The organism is Mycobacterium tuberculosis complex sp. N0072, assembly GCF_030323725.1.
Classification (GTDB): Bacteria; Actinomycetota; Actinomycetes; order Mycobacteriales; family Mycobacteriaceae; genus Mycobacterium; species Mycobacterium tuberculosis.
This window is the reverse complement of the sequence record NZ_CP040689.1, coordinates 1,018,479-1,035,998: the sequence shown is the minus strand read 5'-3', so window position 1 is coordinate 1,035,998 and position 17,520 is coordinate 1,018,479. Positions and strand designations below refer to the sequence as shown.

The window sequence follows — 17,520 nt, the reverse complement described above, 5'->3', positions numbered from 1 at the left end:
CGAGTAGCCCGGTGGTTGGTGGCGGGCGAATTTCGGTTACTCTCGCATCTTTGTTCGCGTGGATCGAAAGTCGGTGAGTTGGCCCAGGACACCCGGACTTCCCTGAAGACGAGCTGGTATCTGCTCGGGCCAGCCTTTGTCGCGGCCATCGCCTACGTCGACCCCGGGAACGTGGCAGCCAACGTCAGCTCCGGCGCCCAGTTCGGCTACCTGTTGTTATGGGTGATCGTCGCCGCCAACGTGATGGCCGCCCTGGTGCAGTACCTGTCGGCAAAGCTCGGGCTGGTGACCGGACGCTCACTGCCGGAAGCGATCGGCAAGCGAATGGGACGCCCGGCCCGGCTGGCCTACTGGGCACAGGCCGAGATCGTCGCGATGGCAACCGATGTGGCCGAAGTGATCGGCGGAGCTATCGCATTGCGGATCATGTTCAACCTGCCGCTGCCGATCGGCGGGATCATCACCGGGGTGGTCTCGCTGCTGCTGCTGACGATCCAGGATCGGCGCGGTCAACGTTTGTTCGAGCGCGTCATCACCGCCTTGCTGCTGGTGATTGCCATCGGCTTCACCGCCAGTTTCTTCGTCGTGACACCACCCCCCAATGCGGTCCTCGGCGGTTTGGCACCGCGCTTTCAGGGAACCGAGAGCGTTCTTTTGGCCGCGGCGATCATGGGGGCGACCGTCATGCCGCACGCCGTCTACCTGCATTCAGGTCTCGCGCGCGACCGGCACGGGCATCCCGATCCGGGCCCTCAGCGGCGCCGGCTGCTGCGCGTCACCCGCTGGGATGTCGGCCTGGCGATGCTGATAGCCGGCGGGGTAAACGCCGCGATGCTGCTGGTTGCCGCGCTGAACATGCGGGGCCGTGGGGACACCGCCTCGATCGAAGGCGCCTACCACGCCGTCCACGACACCTTGGGGGCGACGATCGCGGTGCTCTTCGCGGTCGGGTTGCTGGCGTCCGGCTTGGCGTCGTCGTCGGTGGGTGCTTACGCCGGCGCGATGATCATGCAGGGGCTGCTGCACTGGAGCGTTCCCATGCTGGTGCGCCGCCTAATCACGCTGGGCCCCGCGTTGGCGATACTTACGCTGGGCTTCGACCCCACCCGCACATTGGTGCTCTCACAGGTGGTGCTGTCGTTCGGTATTCCGTTTGCGGTACTTCCACTGGTCAAACTCACCGGCAGCCCCGCGGTGATGGGCGGCGACACCAACCATCGCGCCACGACTTGGGTTGGCTGGGTGGTCGCGGTGATGGTTAGTCTGCTCAACGTGATGCTGATCTATCTCACGGTGACCGGCTGAATGCCGGACCGCCGGCATCCCTACTTCGCCTACGGGTCCAACCTGTGCGCCCACCAGATGGCGTCGCGCTGTCCCGACGCCGGTGCTCCGCGGCCGGCAGTGCTCAGCGATCACAACTGGCTGATCAACCAGCGCGGCGTGGCCACCGTCGAACCCTTCGCCGGAAACAAGGTGCATGGCGTGCTATGGCAGCTCTCCGAGCGCGACCTGGTCAGGTTGGACAGCGCCGAAGGCGTGCCGGTGCGCTACCGGCGCGAACGGTTGACCGTGCACACCGACGACACAGCGTTGCCGGCCTGGGTCTACATTGACCACCGGGTGATGCCGGGCCGGCCGCGGCCGGGCTATCTACCGCGCGTCATCGACGGCGCTCGACACCACGGGCTGCCGCAACGCTGGATCGACTATCTGCACCGCTGGGACCCCGCGCGGTGGCCCCTGCCAGTGTTACCGTCATCGAGATCTGGGCCTGCGCCACAATCACTTTCGGAGTTGCTAAGCCAGCCCGGCGTCATCGAGACGAGCCAGCTGCGGTCCCGCTTCGGCTTCCTCGCCATCCACGGGGGCGGCCTGGAGCAGGCGACCGACCTGATCGCCGAACGCTCCGCCGAGGCTGCGGGCGCTTCGGTGTACCTGCTGCGTCATCCGGACAACTACCCGCACCACCTGCCGTCGGCCCGGTTCGACCCTGCGGAATCGGCGCGCCTCGCCGAATTCCTTGACCACGTTGACGTCGCCGTGTCGCTGCACGGCTACGACCGCATCGGGCGCAGCACCCAGCTGTTGGCCGGGGGCCGCAACCGCGCGCTTGCCGCCCATCTCGCGCGGCACATCCAGCTGCCCGGCTATCGGGTAGTCACCGATCTGGCCGCCATCCCGGAGGAGCTCCGCGGCCTGCATCCAGACAATCCGGTCAACCGGGTCCGCGACGGCGGGACCCAGCTGGAACTATCGATTCGGGTAAGGGGTCTGGGCCCACGCAGTACCCTCCCCGGCGTCGGCGGCATGTCACCGGTCACCGCTACCCTGGTACAGGGCCTGGTAACTGCGGCCCGTTCCTGGTAGCTGTCTGGCGATTTTGGACCGGAAGCGGCCGCACGCAGCTCGTCAACCATCTGCATGATGCCGCGGCCGCCAATGAGCGGCCGATCACCTGATCGATCTCGATCAAGTGAAGATGCGTGGGCGGCGCTGGCATCCCGACGACACCGTTGCCGTTGAGTGTGTTTTAGTTGCACTCTCATGCGGCGTCCCCTTGCGGGGTTTGGGTTTTGGCCTCGCCGCGTCCGGCCCTGCGTGGGCGGGGTCTTACGGATGCTCCGCCGGCGCCGGATGATCCGGTGTCCGCGCCATGGCCTGTACCAACCGTGGTGGTTGGCCCGGGTGCCGATGGGGCCGTGGTCCCGACTGGACCACGACTGGCGTTATCCGGCCAGTCACGGAGATTCAAAGCAGCGTTTCTGTCGCGGTCGACTACCTCGCCCGTTACAGGGCAGAGCAGGTGTTTGTCGATGCGGCCCTTGCCTTGCAGCCGGCACGGTGTGCCGTCGGGGCTGGTGCAGCCGTGGTGGATTTGGCTGGAGGCAAACCAGCGGTCCGCCACCGTCAGCACGCCGCTGCACTTGGCCGTTTTGTAAGCCAGCTGCGGCGCGACCAAACCCATTGCGGCATCGGAGACCGATCGGCGAAACGCCCGCCGGCGCATGCTGCGTTTCATCGCGGCCACGTCGAGGTCTTCGATCACGACCTGGCCATAGGTGCCCGCCAACTCGGTGGTGAGCTGGTGGGCTGCTTCCCGCCGTAGGTGCACGCACCGGCGATCCAGGCGGGCCAGCTTGGCTTTCACTGCCCGATGCCCATGGGAGCCGGGGATGCGGCGGGAAAGTTCTCGGCCGGCCCTGCGACGGGCGACGAGTGTCGCCTTGAGCGGGGCCGGGTTTGGGTATTCGATGATGGTCTGCTCGCCGGTGGCGGTGTCGAGGGTGGCGACCGTGGCCAGGGTCCGGACTCCCAGGTCCATTCCGGCGCGCACAGTCGGCTGGGTGAGCGGTGATCTGGTGGTCGGGGTGCGCAGCGCGTAGCAGACCGCCACGAATAACCGGCCCCACCGCTGCGACAAGGTCATGTTCAGGATCTGCGCGCGCCCGCTCACGAGGTGGCGTTGCACCCGGCGGGTGTTCTCCTTGGCCCGCAGCGGCCCGATCACCGGGACCGTGATCGTGCGCCGGTCATCCTCTATGCGCATGGTGCCGGTGGTGAACCGCACCCTGCCAGGATCACGCCGCCCGGATTTGAATCGCGGGAAGCCCACCCGCCGGCCTTTGCGGGTCCCGTTCTTGCCAGCTTTCCAATTAGCCAGGCCCTGGGCCAGATCGGCCAACCCCGACGAGTAGCACTCCTTGGAATTCTCGGCCCACCACGGCGCCACGTCATCTTTGGCTCGGTTCCACGCCCATCGCAGCGACTTCAAGTCCCAGTCCACCGACTCATGTGCCGGATCAGCGGCTTTGGCGTCGAGGTCGGCCTTCACCTGGGCCAGGCCCCAGTTGAAAGCTTTGCGGCGGGCGCCGAAATGTGAACGCACCAAACCCGCCCGCTGCGGGTCGGCGGGCCACTCGACCTCGAATTTCGCCGCCGTGACCATCCAGCCCGACGGCAGTTGGGCACCCGGCCCCCCGGTCGCGGCATAACTGTTGGCGTCGCCGTCATAAAGCTCGAACAGCACCGAAACCGACTCCACCACCGGCCGGTGCGCCTCAAAATCCACGCCGATCTCCACATACCGGGAGAACGTCGGTGTCCCATCGGGTTTCGGCTTGCCCGCCAGCTGCACACCACCGGTGGCCTCGGGCACCTTCGCGGCCTGAGCGCAGCTACGCATCCTGACGATCATCACCCCGCCCCCGGCTCACGCTTGGCCTCCGTGACCGCACGCATCGCCCGGTTGCGCGCACCGCGACGCCCGTACAGCCGCGCGCACATACCGGTCAAGACCTCGATCATGTCACACACCAGATCATCGGTCGTCTCACCAGGATCGGCGACCACAATCCGCCGGCCCTGAGCAGACAGCGCCGCCTCGAGGTGCTCCACCCCGAAACGCGCCAGCCGATCCCGATGCTTCACAACGATCACTCTCGCATCGGGGTCCGACAAGATGCGCCGCAGCTTGGGTCGCTTGCCGTTCAGGCCGGAACCGACCTCGCACACCACTTGCCCCACCCCCAAGTCACGCTCGGTGGCCCACGCGGTTAGACGCGCGACCTGCCGATCCAGATCCGAACGCCTATCATGGCTTGACACCCGCGCATACAGCACCACTCCCGCCGCTGCGGCCGACGCCGAGGCGGCCGTCTTGACCAGGATCAACCGGCCAACCCGCTCCGCGGGCACCGGCAACGTCCCCTCCCGAAACCAGCGATAAGCGGTATGTCGATTCACCCCCACCGACTCCGCCCAATCCGCCAGATTCACGCCGCCAATTAGAACACACTAACGCACACTAAAACACACTCAACACGCAACAGCTCTGAACCCCAGAGCGTTGGCCGACAAGCGCCCACCACACACGCCCGAGCGTCAGGTGGCCCTCGTTGCGCCCGCTACACTCACACCCGCCGCACCCCGACGACCGGACGCCACAAACACCGCCAACCCCCCCGCCGCCGGAGGGGTCTATCGCTGATTCGGTGTAAGTGGTTCTGACCGCCCCCGGCGTGGGGCAGAAGGAATCACTGCTATGACCAAACACACTCAAGGGCATGGATGCTGCTCAGGTGATAGAGCCGGCTCACGCCGGCCAGGACGTGGATGAGGCGGCCGTTGCGGCCCGTGAGCTCTCCGGTGCCGAGCGGGCGCTGGTGGGTGATCTGGTACGCCAGGCACGCGCTGAGGGGGTCGCATTGACCGGCCCTGACGGGTTGCTCAAGGCGCTGACCAAGACGGTGCTCGAAGCCGCCCTGCAAGAGGAGATGACCGAACACCTCGGCTACGACAGGCACGCCGCAGCCGGGCGTGGAAGTGGAAACTCACGCAACGGATCTCGTAACAAGAAGGTGATAACCGATGCGTGCGGACAGGTCGAGATTGCGGTGCCCCGTGACCGCAACGGCACCTTCGAGCCGGTGATCGTGGGCAAACGTAAGCGCCGGGTCACCGATGTGGACCGGGTGGTGTTGTCGCTGTACGCCAAAGGCCTGACCACCGGCGAGATCGCGGCTCACTTCGCCGACGTTTACGGGGTGTCGGTGTCCAAGGACACCATCTCGCGGATCACCGACCGGGTCATCGAGGAGATGCAGGCGTGGTGGTCCAGGCCGCTGGAGAAGGTCTACGCCGCGGTGTTCATCGACGCGATCATGGTCAAGATCCGCGACGGGCAGGTCCGCAACCGGCCGGTCTACGCCGCGATCGGCGTCGACCTCGACGGCCACAAGGACATCCTGGGGATGTGGGCCGGCGAAGGCGACGGTGAGTCAGCCAAATTTTGGCTGGCAGTGCTCACCGACCTGCGCAATCGTGGGGTCAAAGACATCTTCTTCCTGGTCTGCGACGGCCTCAAAGGGTTGCCCGACAGCGTGTCCGCGGCGTTCCCGTTGGCCACGGTGCAGACCTGCATCATCCATCTGATCCGCAACACTTTCCGGTATGCCTCCCGCAAGTACTGGGACAAGATCAGCGTCGACCTCAAGCCGATCTACACCGCAGCCAGTGCCGCTGAGGCCAGGTTGCGCTACGAGGAGTTCGCCGAGAAATGGGGTAAGCCTTACCCGGCGATCACACGGCTGTGGGACAGCGCGTGGGAAGAGTTCATTCCGTTCCTGGACTATGATGTCGAAATACGGCGAGTCCCGTGTTCTACCAACGCAATTGAAAGTCTCAATGCGCGCTACCGGCGGGCGGTGCGGGCACGTGGACACTTCCCGAACGAACAGTCAGCACTCAAGACGCTCTACCTGGTCACCCGCTCCCTGGATCCCAAGGGCACCGGGCAAACCAAGTGGGCCGTACGCTGGAAGCCAGCGCTCAACGCCCTGGCGATCACGTTCGCCGATCGCATGCCAGCCGCCGAAGAACGCTGACCGAAAGAAAAATCCCGAGAAACGCCACTTACACCGAATATCGGACAGTCCCGGCCGGCGCGGCGAACGGCTAGGTTTTAGTCAGGTATTCAAAGGCGTCCCCGCCCTCGTAGCTCAGGGGATAGAGCACGGCTCTCCTAAAGCCGGTGTCGCAGGTTCGAATCCTGCCGGGGGCACTCTGTGTTTGCGCAGTTCAGCCATGGTTTTCAGGTGTCAGCCGAGTGGTCGTGGCTTGTTCTGGTCGGTGCTGTGGTCGGTGATTGGTTGGTATCAGATGACGTAGCCTGGCTCTCGATAGTCAATCGCGTAGCATCAGTCGCCAATTAGCGCGCGAGCGTCTTTCATCAACAGCATTAGGTGCAGCGGATCGGTCGGCGAGATCTCGAAGTCGAAGTGGACGTAGAACGCGCGGGCCTCATCGTGCAACGCATGAACAAGAATCGCCCGCAGCCCGATCGAGTCCGCAGCCTGGACACAGCGACCGATCGCATCACGCAGCAGATGACTGCCCAGGCCCCTGCCCTGTTCTTTGCGATCAACCGCCAACCGCGACAGCAGGATCACCGGCACGGGGTCAGGCATATTGCGGCGCACCCGTCCCGGAGCATCAGCGTGTGCGACCGACCCTGACGCTAGCGCATAGAAGCCGACTACCCGACCGTCACGGCACGTCACGAAACAGCGCGACCCTCCCTGCACATGGTTGGCCAACGCCCGCTTGCGCAAGTAATCGTCCAGACTGGGCTCGCCGCTGCTGAAGCTCGTGACGTCATCGGCGTCGCTGATACGTCGCGGCGCGCTGTAGCCGCTCACCCCTCGGTGTCGAAAATGGACCGCGCGGCGAACAGCTTCTCCAACCGAGGCTTGTGTGAGACGGGCCGGTCCAGCGCGGCGAGGAACTCAGTCCACGCGGCATCGGTGAGTACGAAGAGCCGGCGGTCGGCCAGCACGTCGCGCGCGTGCGCCAACGCCGCTGTAACCGTGAAATTGGTGAGGTCAGTCCCCTCGGCCTCGGCAGCACGACGAATCAGCGCGTCCTGCTCAGGGGTCAGGCGCGCTGCAAGACGCTCGGTCTTCCGCTCAGGCTTGGTAGCCATGACATCAATTGTGTGCCTGATAGGCGTACAATTCAACGCTGGCAAGCCGCTACCACCCAGGCTCTGGCGATCCGCCTGCCGCCGCAGGCGCTGCTGCGTAGCCACCGGGATGACCGGCCGTGGCGCCATCCGAATGCCGCCCGCACGACACCACACGTTGGCCGTCACCGCCGCTCCCGCTCGGTGCAACTTGGGGCCGATTTGAGGATTTGCCGACCGAGCCTGCCGCGGACCAACGCGAGGGGCCAAGCTCCTCCGATAAGGACTTGATGTCGGGTCACGCCGTCGCGCGCCGCGCGACCTGTGCTATGGACGCGACCGTGGCGTGGTCGCCGGCCGCGGAGATCGACCCGGTCAGTGGCACACCAAAGGCCATCGGCTGACCAGCACCCTGGAGCATGACATCGTGCGCGACGATCCCGGCACCACCGTCGAGCTTCTCATGCCGCGGCGATTCATCCAGCGGTGCGCGTTTACCGGAAGTAGCCGGCTCCGGTCCAGGCAGCGGCGACCCGGCAGGTCGATAACACATCATCTCGATGATGTTGTGTTTCTTCGCGTTACGTGCCGATCAGACTCAAAAACATGATCGTCCAACGGATCTGGTGGTGCAGTGACGGTGAGAGCGCCGGTGTCGGGGTGGACTATATATGTGCCGCTATCGACATCACGGACGGCAATGAGCCCCGACAGCGTCGCCGAGATATCGTGGCGTCGCCGGTTTCCTGCCGCAACCACGTCAGGCACGGTGACGTGCAGCAGCCTAGGTGTGGCGGCCAGGTCGAAGTGGAACGCTTTGGTCATCGCATAGCACGCCACCACCATGACGATTGAGAACGGCAGGGCCGTGGCAATAGCGGCCGTCCGCAACGCGGTCAGTGACCCAGCACCTCCGATCAGGAGCAAAACGGCCGCGGCTACCCCCTCCAACACCGCCCAGTAGACCCTGGTCAGCTTGGGCGGGTCCAGCTCACCACCCGCTGACAAGATGTCGATGACCAACGAACCGGAGTCCGACGACGTAACGAAGAAGAACACGATCACCAGCACAGCAAGAACGCTGGTAATAGCCCCGATAGGCAAACCGTCCAGCAATCGGAAAAGCGATGTGTTGGTGTCTACCGCCCCGTTGACGAGCATGTCGCCGTTGTTGCGTTGCCGCAACAACGCCGAGTCACCGAAGATCGTAAACCATAGCGAGGCGATCACGGTGGGAACGAGCAGCACCGCCCCGATGAACTCCCGGATCGTCCGTCCCCGCGAAATCCGCGCGATGAACATCCCGACAAACGGAGCCCAGCTGATCCACCAACCCCAGTAGAAGATAGTCCAGTCGCCGAGCCAGCCGTCGTGCGAGAACGGCGCGGTGCGCAGCATGAATTGCGGAAGCGACTGGACGTAGCCTCCCAAATTTTGCACCCACGACTGCAGCAAGAAAAGTGTCGGCCCGAGCAACAACACGAACAGGGCCAATGCGGCGGCCAGCGCCATATTGATGTTCGACAGCCACTTCAAACCCTTGCTGACCCCACTGACCACCGACGCCGTCGCAGTGGCGGTGATGGCGGCGATCATGCCGACCATCCACCAGTTGTCCACCCGGATCCAGCCGAGATATTCCAGGCCGGAGGCGATCTGAGTGATACCGAAGCCCAGTGACGTGGCGACACCAAAGAGTGTTCCGACAATGGCGATGACGTCCACCGCGTGCCCCAAGGCGCCCTCTACACGGCCCCGACCCACGACCGGCTCCAGCAGCCAGCGCACCGACAAGGGGCGACCCCGCTGATAGGTCATGTACGCCATACCGAGGCCAACCACGACATAAATTGCCCAGGCGTGCAGGCCCCAGTGGAACACTGTCAGCGCCATCGCCTGGTTAGCCGCCGCATCAGTAAGCGCGGGCACGCCGCGTGACCGCGGTGGCCGCAGGTAGTGGCTGAGCGGCTCGGCCACCCCGTAGAAGACCAGGCCGATACCCATACCGGCACTAAACAGCATTGCCAGCCATGCCCAGAAGCTGAACTCGGGGAGCTCATCGTCGCGGCCCAGCCGGATAGTGCCAATCCGGGAAATGCCGCAGTACAGCGCGAATACCACAAACCCGGTGGCAACCAGGATGTACCACCACCCGACGCCGCCGGTGATCGCGGAGTTCAGCCGAACGAACGCATTCTCGGCGACGCTCGAGTACACCACGGAAACGACGATCATGGCGACGATGACCACTGAAGCCGGAATGAAGACTGCGGGCTGAATACTCCGCAGGGCGTCGACGACGGCGTTCTGGTCACCGCGTTCTTTCGCTGACATATCTTCAAGCTCCGTTTCTCACCGCGTCCTCATCACGGCCACCGCAACGCCAAATCACCATCAACCAGACAAGCACAGACCTGTGCACCATGCTGAGTAACTACCGTCTCGGACAGCAAATGGCCAGGTGGAGCCGCGTTTGCCTGATCCAGGCTCACGCGTGGCGAGCGTAACGCCACTGCGAACAATCGAGCCAAATCTCGCCACGGCGTTACGCTAGGCGACAAAGTTCGCAGGTCGTTCGGGAATGGCGAATCATGGTTGTCAGCACGGTTTTTCAGCTACCGCCGACACCCGCATCTCAGACGTTTACCCATGCCGTCGGTGCAGAGCAACGCCAGACAACACAAAGTAGTCTAATTCCGTTATAAAGCAGACATTTCCGTGGTTATGTAGAAGATGTCGACCGATCAGATGAAGCGATCCGCGTCAGGTGGTATCCGATGTCTTTTGTGACCATCCAGCCGGTGGTCTTGGCAGCCGCGACGGGGGACTTGCCGACGATCGGTACCGCCGTGAGTGCTCGGAACACAGCCGTCTGTGCCCCGACGACGGGGGTGTTACCCCCTGCTGCCAATGACGTGTCGGTCCTGACGGCGGCCCGGTTCACCGCGCACACCAAGCACTACCGAGTGGTGAGTAAGCCGGCCGCGCTGGTCCATGGCATGTTCGTGGCCCTCCCGGCGGCCACCGCCGATGCGTATGCGACCACCGAGGCCGTCAATGTGGTCGCGACCGGTTAAGGAGGTTGCTGGCAATGGATTTCGGGCTTTTACCTCCGGAAGTGAATTCAAGCCGAATGTATTCCGGTCCGGGGCCGGAGTCGATGCTAGCCGCCGCGGCCGCCTGGGACGGTGTGGCCGCGGAGTTGACTTCCGCCGCGGTCTCGTATGGATCGGTGGTGTCGACGCTGATCGTTGAGCCGTGGATGGGGCCGGCGGCGGCCGCGATGGCGGCCGCGGCAACGCCGTATGTGGGGTGGCTGGCCGCCACGGCGGCGCTGGCGAAGGAGACGGCCACACAGGCGAGGGCAGCGGCGGAAGCGTTTGGGACGGCGTTCGCGATGACGGTGCCACCATCCCTCGTCGCGGCCAACCGCAGCCGGTTGATGTCGCTGGTCGCGGCGAACATTCTGGGGCAAAACAGTGCGGCGATCGCGGCTACCCAGGCCGAGTATGCCGAAATGTGGGCCCAAGACGCTGCCGTGATGTACAGCTATGAGGGGGCATCTGCGGCCGCGTCGGCGTTGCCGCCGTTCACTCCACCCGTGCAAGGCACCGGCCCGGCCGGGCCCGCGGCCGCAGCCGCGGCGACCCAAGCCGCCGGTGCGGGCGCCGTTGCGGATGCACAGGCGACACTGGCCCAGCTGCCCCCGGGGATCCTGAGCGACATTCTGTCCGCATTGGCCGCCAACGCTGATCCGCTGACATCGGGACTGTTGGGGATCGCGTCGACCCTCAACCCGCAAGTCGGATCCGCTCAGCCGATAGTGATCCCCACCCCGATAGGGGAATTGGACGTGATCGCGCTCTACATTGCATCCATCGCGACCGGCAGCATTGCGCTCGCGATCACGAACACGGCCAGACCCTGGCACATCGGCCTATACGGGAACGCCGGCGGGCTGGGACCGACGCAGGGCCATCCACTGAGTTCGGCGACCGACGAGCCGGAGCCGCACTGGGGCCCCTTCGGGGGCGCGGCGCCGGTGTCCGCGGGCGTCGGCCACGCAGCATTAGTCGGAGCGTTGTCGGTGCCGCACAGCTGGACCACGGCCGCCCCGGAGATCCAGCTCGCCGTTCAGGCAACACCCACCTTCAGCTCCAGCGCCGGCGCCGACCCGACGGCCCTAAACGGGATGCCGGCAGGCCTGCTCAGCGGGATGGCTTTGGCGAGCCTGGCCGCACGCGGCACGACGGGCGGTGGCGGCACCCGTAGCGGCACCAGCACTGACGGCCAAGAGGACGGCCGCAAACCCCCGGTAGTTGTGATTAGAGAGCAGCCGCCGCCCGGAAACCCCCCGCGGTAAAAGTCCGGCAACCGTTCGTCGCCGCGCGGAAAATGCCTGGTGAGCGTGGCTATCCGACGGGCCGTTCACACCGCTTGTAGTAGCGTACGGCTATGGACGACGGTGTCTGGATTCTCGGCGGCTATCAGAGCGATTTTGCTCGCAACCTCAGCAAAGAGAACCGCGACTTCGCCGACCTGACTAGGGAGGTCGTCGACGGCACGCTCACCGCGGCCAAGGTGGACGCCGCCGACCTAGCCGCTGCGGGAGTCGTCCACGTCGCGAACGCCTTCGGCGAGATGTTCGCCCGTCAAGGCCACCTCGGCGCGATGCCGGCCACTGTCTGCGACGATCTCTGGGACACGCCGGCCACCCGGCACGAGGCCGCGTGCGCATCCGGCAGCGTGGCGACGCTCGCGGCGATGGCCGACCTGCGATCAGGCGCGTACCGTGTCGCGCTCGTCGTGGGCCTAGAGCTGGAGAAGACCGTGCCCGGCGACACCGCGGCCGAGCATCTGAGTGCCGCGGCCTGGACCGGGCACGAAGGAGCCGAGGCCCGCTACTTATGGCCGTCGATGTTCGCTCAGGTCGCCGACGAATACGACCGGCGATACGGTTTGGATGACACTCACCTGCGGGCCATCGCTCAACTCAACTTCGCCAACGCGCGCCGCAACCCCAACGCGCAGACCCGCGGCTGGACGATCCCCGACCCGATCACCGACGACGACGCGACCAACCCTCTTACCGAAGGCCGGCTGCGACGGTTTGATTGCAGCCAGATGACCGACGGCGGCGCGGGATTGGTCCTGGTCAGCGATGCCTATCTGCGCGACCATCGCGACGCGCGCCCGATCGGCCGCATCGACGGCTGGGGACATCGCACCGTCGGGTTGGGTCTGCGGCAGAAACTGGACCGCGTCGCCCAGGGCGACTCGGCCCCCTACCTACTGCCGCACGTGCGGGCCACAGTGCTGGACGCCCTGCGCCGCGCCCGGGTGACCCTCGACGATCTGGACGGGATCGAGGTGCACGACTGCTTCACCCCCAGCGAATACCTGGCCATCGATCACATCGGGTTGACCGGCCCCGGGGAATCTTGGAAGGCCATCGAGAACGGAGAGATCGAGATCGGCGGGCGGCTACCCATCAACCCCAGCGGAGGACTGATCGGTGGCGGACATCCGGTCGGGGCTTCCGGTGTGCGGATGCTGCTCGACGCGGCCAAACAGGTGAGCGGCATTGCCGGTGACTATCAGGTCGAGAACGCCGAAGCGTTCGGCACGCTGAATTTCGGTGGCAGCACGGCCACCACGGTCAGTTTCGTTGTCAGCACCACACGAGGATCGTGAAATGGACATCACGATTGTCGGCAAGTACTTGTCGACCCTTCCCGAAGACGACGACCACCCCTATCGCACCGGTCCGTGGCGACCACAGACCACCGAATGGGATGCCGACGACCTGACCACCGTGACAGGCGAAGTCCCCGCCGACCTGGACGGCATCTACCTGCGCAACACCGAGAACCCGCTACACCCGGCATTCGCGACCTACCACCCCTTCGATGGCGACGGCATGATCCATGTCGTCGGCTTCCGTGATGGAAAAGCCTTCTACCGCAACCGATTTATTCGCACCGATGGATTCTTGGCCGAGAACGAGGCCGGCGGGCCGCTGTGGCCGGGTCTGGCAGAACCGGTGCAACTGGCCAAGCGGGAACACGGCTGGGGCGCTCGTGGCCTCATGAAGGACGCGTCGAGCACCGACGTCATCGTCCACCGAGGTATCGCGCTGACTAGCTTCTACCAGTGCGGCGATCTGTATCGGATCGACCCGTACTCGGCCAATACGCTCGGCAAGGAGAGCTGGCACGGAAGGTTTCCGTTCGACTGGGGCGTGTCGGCACATCCGAAGGTAGACAACAAGACCGGCGAACTGTTGTTCTTCAACTACAGCAAGCAAGAGCCGTATATGCGCTACGGCGTTGTCGACCAGAACAATGAGCTTGTGCACTATGTCGATGTTCCGCTGCCCGGGCCGCGGCTACCGCATGACATGGCGTTCACCGAAAATTACGTAATCCTCAACGATTTTCCACTGTTCTGGGATCCCAGGCTGCTCGAGCGCGACGTGCACCTACCACGCTTCTATCCGGAGATTCCATCTCGGTTTGCGGTTGTTGCTCGCCGAGGCAACGACATTCGCTGGTTCGAAGCCGATCCAACGTTCGTGTTGCACTTCACCAACGCCTACGAGCAGGGCGACGAGATCGTGCTCGACGGCTTCTACGAAGGCGATCCGCAGCCACTTGACACCGGAGGAACGAAGTGGGAGAAGCTGTTTCGGTTCCTGGCTCTGGATCGGCTGCAGTCCCGGCTACATCGGTGGCGGCTCAATATGGTGACCGGGGCAGTCCACGAGGAGCAACTGTCCGAGTCCATCACCGAGTTCGGAACCATCAACGCCGATTACGCGGCCAGCAGCTACCGTTACACCTATGCCGCTACCGGCAAACCGAGTTGGTTCCTGTTCGACGGACTGGTTAAGCACGATCTGCTCACCGGCAACCACGAGTGTTACTCGTTCGGTGACGGCGTCTACGGAAGTGAGACCGCGATGGCTCCACGGGTGGGCAGCAGCGCCGAGGACGACGGCTATCTGGTCACCCTCACCACCGACATGAACGACGACGCATCGTATTGCCTGGTTTTCGACGCGGCGCGCCCCGGCGATGGCCCGATATGCAAGCTTGCACTGCCGGAACGTATTTCCAGCGGCACGCATTCGGCGTGGGTGCCGGGCGCCGAGTTGCGTCGCTGGGATCACGCAGAGTCGCCGGCGGCTGCCGTTGGGCTATGAATTGCACCGAGCCGGAAAATCCGCAGCAAAACTGCGAGTAGCGGCCTGCAGAAGTGCAGCCTCGGCGAAACGGAGTAGCGGTGGACAACGAAAAGCGCCGCCGAACAACGCACTGGCCCGAGGGATTGGCGTCAATCGGCCCCGCCCGTCGAACTTGGAAGAGACAGTGCGGTTCTACCGTGATCTGGTGGGAATGCTCGACCAGACCTTCGCCGAAAGCTACGGAAGCAACGGCGCGATATTCGGCCTTCCCAGCTCGAGCCTGACGCTGGAAATCGTCAAAACAGACCATCACGAACAGCTGTGCCGGTATTGCTCGGACAAGCGGGGGCAGCAAGCCGCACTTACTGGCCTGCAAGAGGTGGCGACCCAGCCGGTGGAACAACGCCCCCTTTGAGAAGCTACCGGAGCCGTCATCTATCGCGACCCGGATGGCCGCGAGGTTGTGTTTGCGCCTTTCGTGTACGGGGCTACCCAATCGGGAGCCAGCCCCGCACGGGGAAAACACGAGTTCCGCCGGGCTGAAATGTTCTACCGCACCACTTCACGATGGCGACGACGCCCAGGCGAAGCGGCCGACACCGCAGCCCACAACGAGCAACCCACCGCGCACACCCCGCCGGCGGCACCGAAGTACAGCCCGTATTCGGCTGACACGGGTGGGTTGACGTTGAGCTTGTAGTACCACACCGTGAGTGCCACGATGAGCAGCGAGACGACCAGCGCGGCAATCGAGGAAAGCTTCACCGACAGGCCGCGTCCCGCCATCGCGCCAACCACCAGCAGCGTCGAGGAAAGCAAGACGATGAGCTGACCCGGGCCGAACCCGTGCGGGAGCTCCAGGCTGCCGTGTGTGCCCCCAATGGCGTTGACCCAGCCTCCACCGCCGACGGTCGTCGTCAGCCAAGGCATCCAGGTGCTGGCCGCGATGACCGCGGCGGAAAGTGCCACGAGCCAACCAGGGCGCAGGCGGCGCGTCATGGTTGTGACACTAATACTGCGCATGGGCGGGTCGCCGCGCGCCACGCGGCAGCCCGATTCGCCATTACGCCTGCAGAGACGACAAATTGAAGACAACGCCCATCGGGTCGGCTGCCGCGGCCAATCGGCCATACGGGGTGTTCTCGGCGGCCCGCACCACACTTCCGCCGTTGTCGCAGATCACCCGCAACGTCTCGTCAACGTCCTCGGCACCAAAGAATATGGTCCAATTCGACGGAACGCCTTCGGGGAGACAGGAGCTGCCGTCCATCACACCGAGCAATTGCTGATCGTCGAACCATGCTGTGGTGTAGCAGAATTCGTCAGTGTCGGAAATCTGTTCGGTGCGCCACCCGAAGACCTGGCGGTAGAAGTCTATGACGGAACGGTAGTCGCGCGTCGTCAGCTGATGCCAGACGGGCGAGCCGGCTTCACCGATCACCTCGAAGCCGTGGTGCTGCAGCGGCTGCCACAGGCCGAAGGCCGCACCCGACGGATCGACCGCCAGGCTCATGAAGCCCTTGCCGGGTACTTCCATCGGGTCCAGGCACGACGAACCGCCCGCGGCAGCCAACTTGGCCACGGTCGCACCGATGTCGACGGTATGAAAGTAGGTGGCCCAGCCGTCGGGAGACTGAAACTCGGGCCGATTGGCCATCAGGCCGGCGACCGGGTGACCGCCCTTGGCGGCATTGATGTATCCGCCGTAGTCGGGTCCCGCGGACTCGAACGCCCAGCCGAACACCGTGCCGTAGAAATCTTGGGCACGGTCGACGTCCGAAGTCGTCAAGTCGATCCAGCAGGGTGCGCCCAGCGGCGCGCTACTACGAGTAGGCACGGATGACCTCCTAGTCTGTGTCGGGCCCTGGATCAGGGTTCACAGGTACCGACCGCCCCGGAGTCTGAAACTCATCGACACCGATCACGTTCGCCGGTCAGCCGGCAAACACCGTGACGAAGTTCTGCAGCGATTCGCGGATGTCGGCTCGCAATGCAGCGGCGACGATCATGCCGATCGGCCCGAGCAGGGCCGGGCCGCCGAGGTGCACATCGAAGCTGACGACGGAGCCGTGCTCTTTCGGCGCTACCTTAGCGATCAGCTTGACTTTGACACCACCCACACCGTCGCCGTTGAGCGTCATGCCCTCCGGGGGTTTGTACCGCACGATCGTCCACTTGATCCGGTTGGGCATGCCCTTGACCTCGACATACGACTCGACGACCGTGCCCTTCTCGAGCACTTCGGGCAACTTGCTGCGCCATACCTTGTGGATGGTCAGCCACTCTCGGTAACGAGTCAGATCGGAGGCGTGCATCCAGGCTTCCTCCGGTGGCAGCGGTACGTCGATGGATCCGGACAGTTTCGCCATGCGTGCTAGCTCTGCTGGTCGCTCATGCCGACGACGTTGCTGGCCGCGTCCTGCAGCTTGTGGATGGCGTCAGAATAATTGCCTTGCGTCTGCTCGTCGACGAATTCGCCCGCTTTGTTGATCACCGTCTCGACCTTGTCGGCGTTCTGCGACAGCAGGTTCTTTACCTTGTCCAGGATTCCCATGCGTACCGTTTCTTGCCACGAGCTTGGCCCCAGTATCCTCTGGTGAACCCTACTTGTCGCGGTGCGGTTGACTGCAACCAGCCCTTAGAGCCGGTCGGGAAAAGCCCGAAAGCTGGCTGCCGGTGTTACCCACCCGCGAGAGCGGCGTCGAGCAGTGTGGTGTCGCTGCCCAGCCTGAGGCCTAGGGGGATCTCACCGATGTTGATTTCCCGGACCATGATGGGAGTAATCGCGGAGTCGGTCGGTGCTGTGGTCTCGATCGACAGACCGACGATATGCACCACCAACCATCCAACAGCTCACGGGCGGTCACCGGGG

At 64.5% G+C, this 17,520-nt stretch carries 19 protein-coding genes and 1 tRNA gene; 9 read left to right on the top strand and 11 right to left on the bottom strand.

The window, feature by feature from the left end:
• Positions 1–18: 18 nt before the first annotated feature.
• Together FF952_RS04900 and FF952_RS04895 are read left to right on the top strand one after the other, a co-directional pair.
• Complete coding sequence (locus tag FF952_RS04900; protein ID WP_003898649.1) at positions 19–1,305, top strand: Nramp family divalent metal transporter; 1,287 nt, start codon at positions 19–21, stop codon at positions 1,303–1,305.
• Positions 1,306–2,370: a poly-gamma-glutamate hydrolase family protein gene (locus FF952_RS04895; protein ID WP_003903233.1), complete on the top strand. Its 1,065-nt coding sequence runs from the start codon at positions 1,306–1,308 to the stop codon at positions 2,368–2,370.
• A gap of 175 nt (positions 2,371–2,545) precedes the next feature.
• On the opposite strand, the gene tnpB is transcribed toward FF952_RS04895, so the two are convergent.
• Entirely contained in the window at positions 2,546–4,198 is a 1,653-nt protein-coding gene (gene tnpB, locus FF952_RS04890) for an IS607 family element RNA-guided endonuclease TnpB (protein ID WP_003903232.1), read from the bottom strand.
• On the bottom strand, positions 4,198–4,779 hold the full coding sequence (locus FF952_RS04885) for an IS607-like element IS1535 family transposase (RefSeq protein WP_003904507.1): 582 nt from the start codon (positions 4,777–4,779) through the stop codon (positions 4,198–4,200). The genes tnpB and FF952_RS04885 overlap by 1 nt, the downstream gene beginning before the upstream one ends.
• Before the next feature lie 287 nt (positions 4,780–5,066).
• Between FF952_RS04885 and FF952_RS04880 the strand changes: the two genes are divergently transcribed.
• Together FF952_RS04880 and FF952_RS04875 are read left to right on the top strand one after the other, a co-directional pair.
• On the top strand, positions 5,067–6,386 hold the full coding sequence (locus tag FF952_RS04880; protein ID WP_003404757.1) for an IS256-like element IS1554 family transposase: 1,320 nt from the start codon (positions 5,067–5,069) through the stop codon (positions 6,384–6,386).
• A 103-nt stretch (positions 6,387–6,489) separates the two neighbouring features.
• A tRNA-Arg gene (locus FF952_RS04875) sits at positions 6,490–6,562 on the top strand.
• Positions 6,563–6,698: 136 nt separating this feature from the next.
• On the opposite strand, the gene FF952_RS04870 is transcribed toward FF952_RS04875, so the two are convergent.
• From FF952_RS04870 to FF952_RS04855, 4 genes are all read right to left on the bottom strand, one after another.
• Complete coding sequence (locus FF952_RS04870; protein WP_003404756.1) at positions 6,699–7,199, bottom strand: GNAT family N-acetyltransferase; 501 nt, start codon at positions 7,197–7,199, stop codon at positions 6,699–6,701.
• Positions 7,196–7,672, bottom strand: a complete 477-nt coding sequence (locus FF952_RS04865) for a type II toxin-antitoxin system TacA family antitoxin (protein WP_003404754.1) — start codon at positions 7,670–7,672, stop codon at positions 7,196–7,198. Before FF952_RS04865 ends, FF952_RS04870 begins: the two co-directional genes overlap by 4 nt.
• A gap of 88 nt (positions 7,673–7,760) precedes the next feature.
• Positions 7,761–8,018: a hypothetical protein gene (locus FF952_RS04860; protein WP_003404750.1), complete on the bottom strand. Its 258-nt coding sequence runs from the start codon at positions 8,016–8,018 to the stop codon at positions 7,761–7,763.
• On the bottom strand, positions 8,015–9,796 hold the full coding sequence (locus FF952_RS04855; RefSeq protein WP_003903231.1) for a BCCT family transporter: 1,782 nt from the start codon (positions 9,794–9,796) through the stop codon (positions 8,015–8,017). The genes FF952_RS04860 and FF952_RS04855 overlap by 4 nt, the downstream gene beginning before the upstream one ends.
• A 443-nt stretch (positions 9,797–10,239) precedes the next feature.
• On the opposite strand from FF952_RS04855, the gene FF952_RS04850 reads away from it, so the two are divergent.
• The 5 genes from FF952_RS04850 (at position 10,240) to FF952_RS04830 (ending at position 15,063) form a co-directional block, all read left to right on the top strand.
• On the top strand, positions 10,240–10,539 hold the full coding sequence (locus tag FF952_RS04850) for a PE family protein (protein WP_003404748.1): 300 nt from the start codon (positions 10,240–10,242) through the stop codon (positions 10,537–10,539).
• Positions 10,540–10,553: 14 nt separating this feature from the next.
• The gene (locus tag FF952_RS04845) at positions 10,554–11,825 is read left to right on the top strand and encodes a PPE family protein (protein ID WP_003404747.1); all 1,272 of its coding nucleotides are present in this window, start codon (positions 10,554–10,556) and stop codon (positions 11,823–11,825) included.
• 92 nt (positions 11,826–11,917) lie between these two features.
• Positions 11,918–13,156 carry an acetyl-CoA acetyltransferase gene (locus FF952_RS04840; RefSeq protein WP_003404744.1) on the top strand — a complete coding sequence of 413 codons (1,239 nt, stop codon included), beginning with the start codon at positions 11,918–11,920 and terminating at the stop codon, positions 13,154–13,156.
• A gap of 1 nt (position 13,157) precedes the next feature.
• A complete protein-coding gene (locus FF952_RS04835) occupies positions 13,158–14,666 on the top strand; it encodes a carotenoid oxygenase family protein (protein ID WP_003404742.1) in 1,509 nt (502 codons plus the stop codon).
• Between the two features lie 166 nt (positions 14,667–14,832).
• A complete protein-coding gene (locus tag FF952_RS04830; protein ID WP_031656773.1) occupies positions 14,833–15,063 on the top strand; it encodes a hypothetical protein in 231 nt (76 codons plus the stop codon).
• Between the two features lie 134 nt (positions 15,064–15,197).
• Here the strand turns inward: FF952_RS04830 and FF952_RS04825 are convergent, their stop codons facing one another.
• The 5 genes from FF952_RS04825 to FF952_RS04805 all read right to left on the bottom strand — a co-directional run bounded on the left by FF952_RS04825 (position 15,198) and on the right by FF952_RS04805 (position 17,486).
• Entirely contained in the window at positions 15,198–15,647 is a 450-nt protein-coding gene (locus FF952_RS04825; protein WP_003404738.1) for a hypothetical protein, read from the bottom strand.
• A gap of 64 nt (positions 15,648–15,711) precedes the next feature.
• Positions 15,712–16,485 (bottom strand): VOC family protein, encoded by a 774-nt coding sequence (locus tag FF952_RS04820; RefSeq protein ID WP_003404735.1) that lies wholly within the window; start codon positions 16,483–16,485, stop codon positions 15,712–15,714.
• 97 nt (positions 16,486–16,582) lie between these two features.
• Positions 16,583–17,017 carry a type II toxin-antitoxin system Rv0910 family toxin gene (locus FF952_RS04815; protein ID WP_003404726.1) on the bottom strand — a complete coding sequence of 145 codons (435 nt, stop codon included), beginning with the start codon at positions 17,015–17,017 and terminating at the stop codon, positions 16,583–16,585.
• A gap of 5 nt (positions 17,018–17,022) precedes the next feature.
• Positions 17,023–17,202 carry an antitoxin gene (locus FF952_RS04810; protein ID WP_003404724.1) on the bottom strand — a complete coding sequence of 60 codons (180 nt, stop codon included), beginning with the start codon at positions 17,200–17,202 and terminating at the stop codon, positions 17,023–17,025.
• A 125-nt stretch (positions 17,203–17,327) separates the two neighbouring features.
• Positions 17,328–17,486 (bottom strand): hypothetical protein, encoded by a 159-nt coding sequence (locus FF952_RS04805; RefSeq protein WP_003404720.1) that lies wholly within the window; start codon positions 17,484–17,486, stop codon positions 17,328–17,330.
• Between the last annotated feature and the right edge of the window lie 34 nt (positions 17,487–17,520).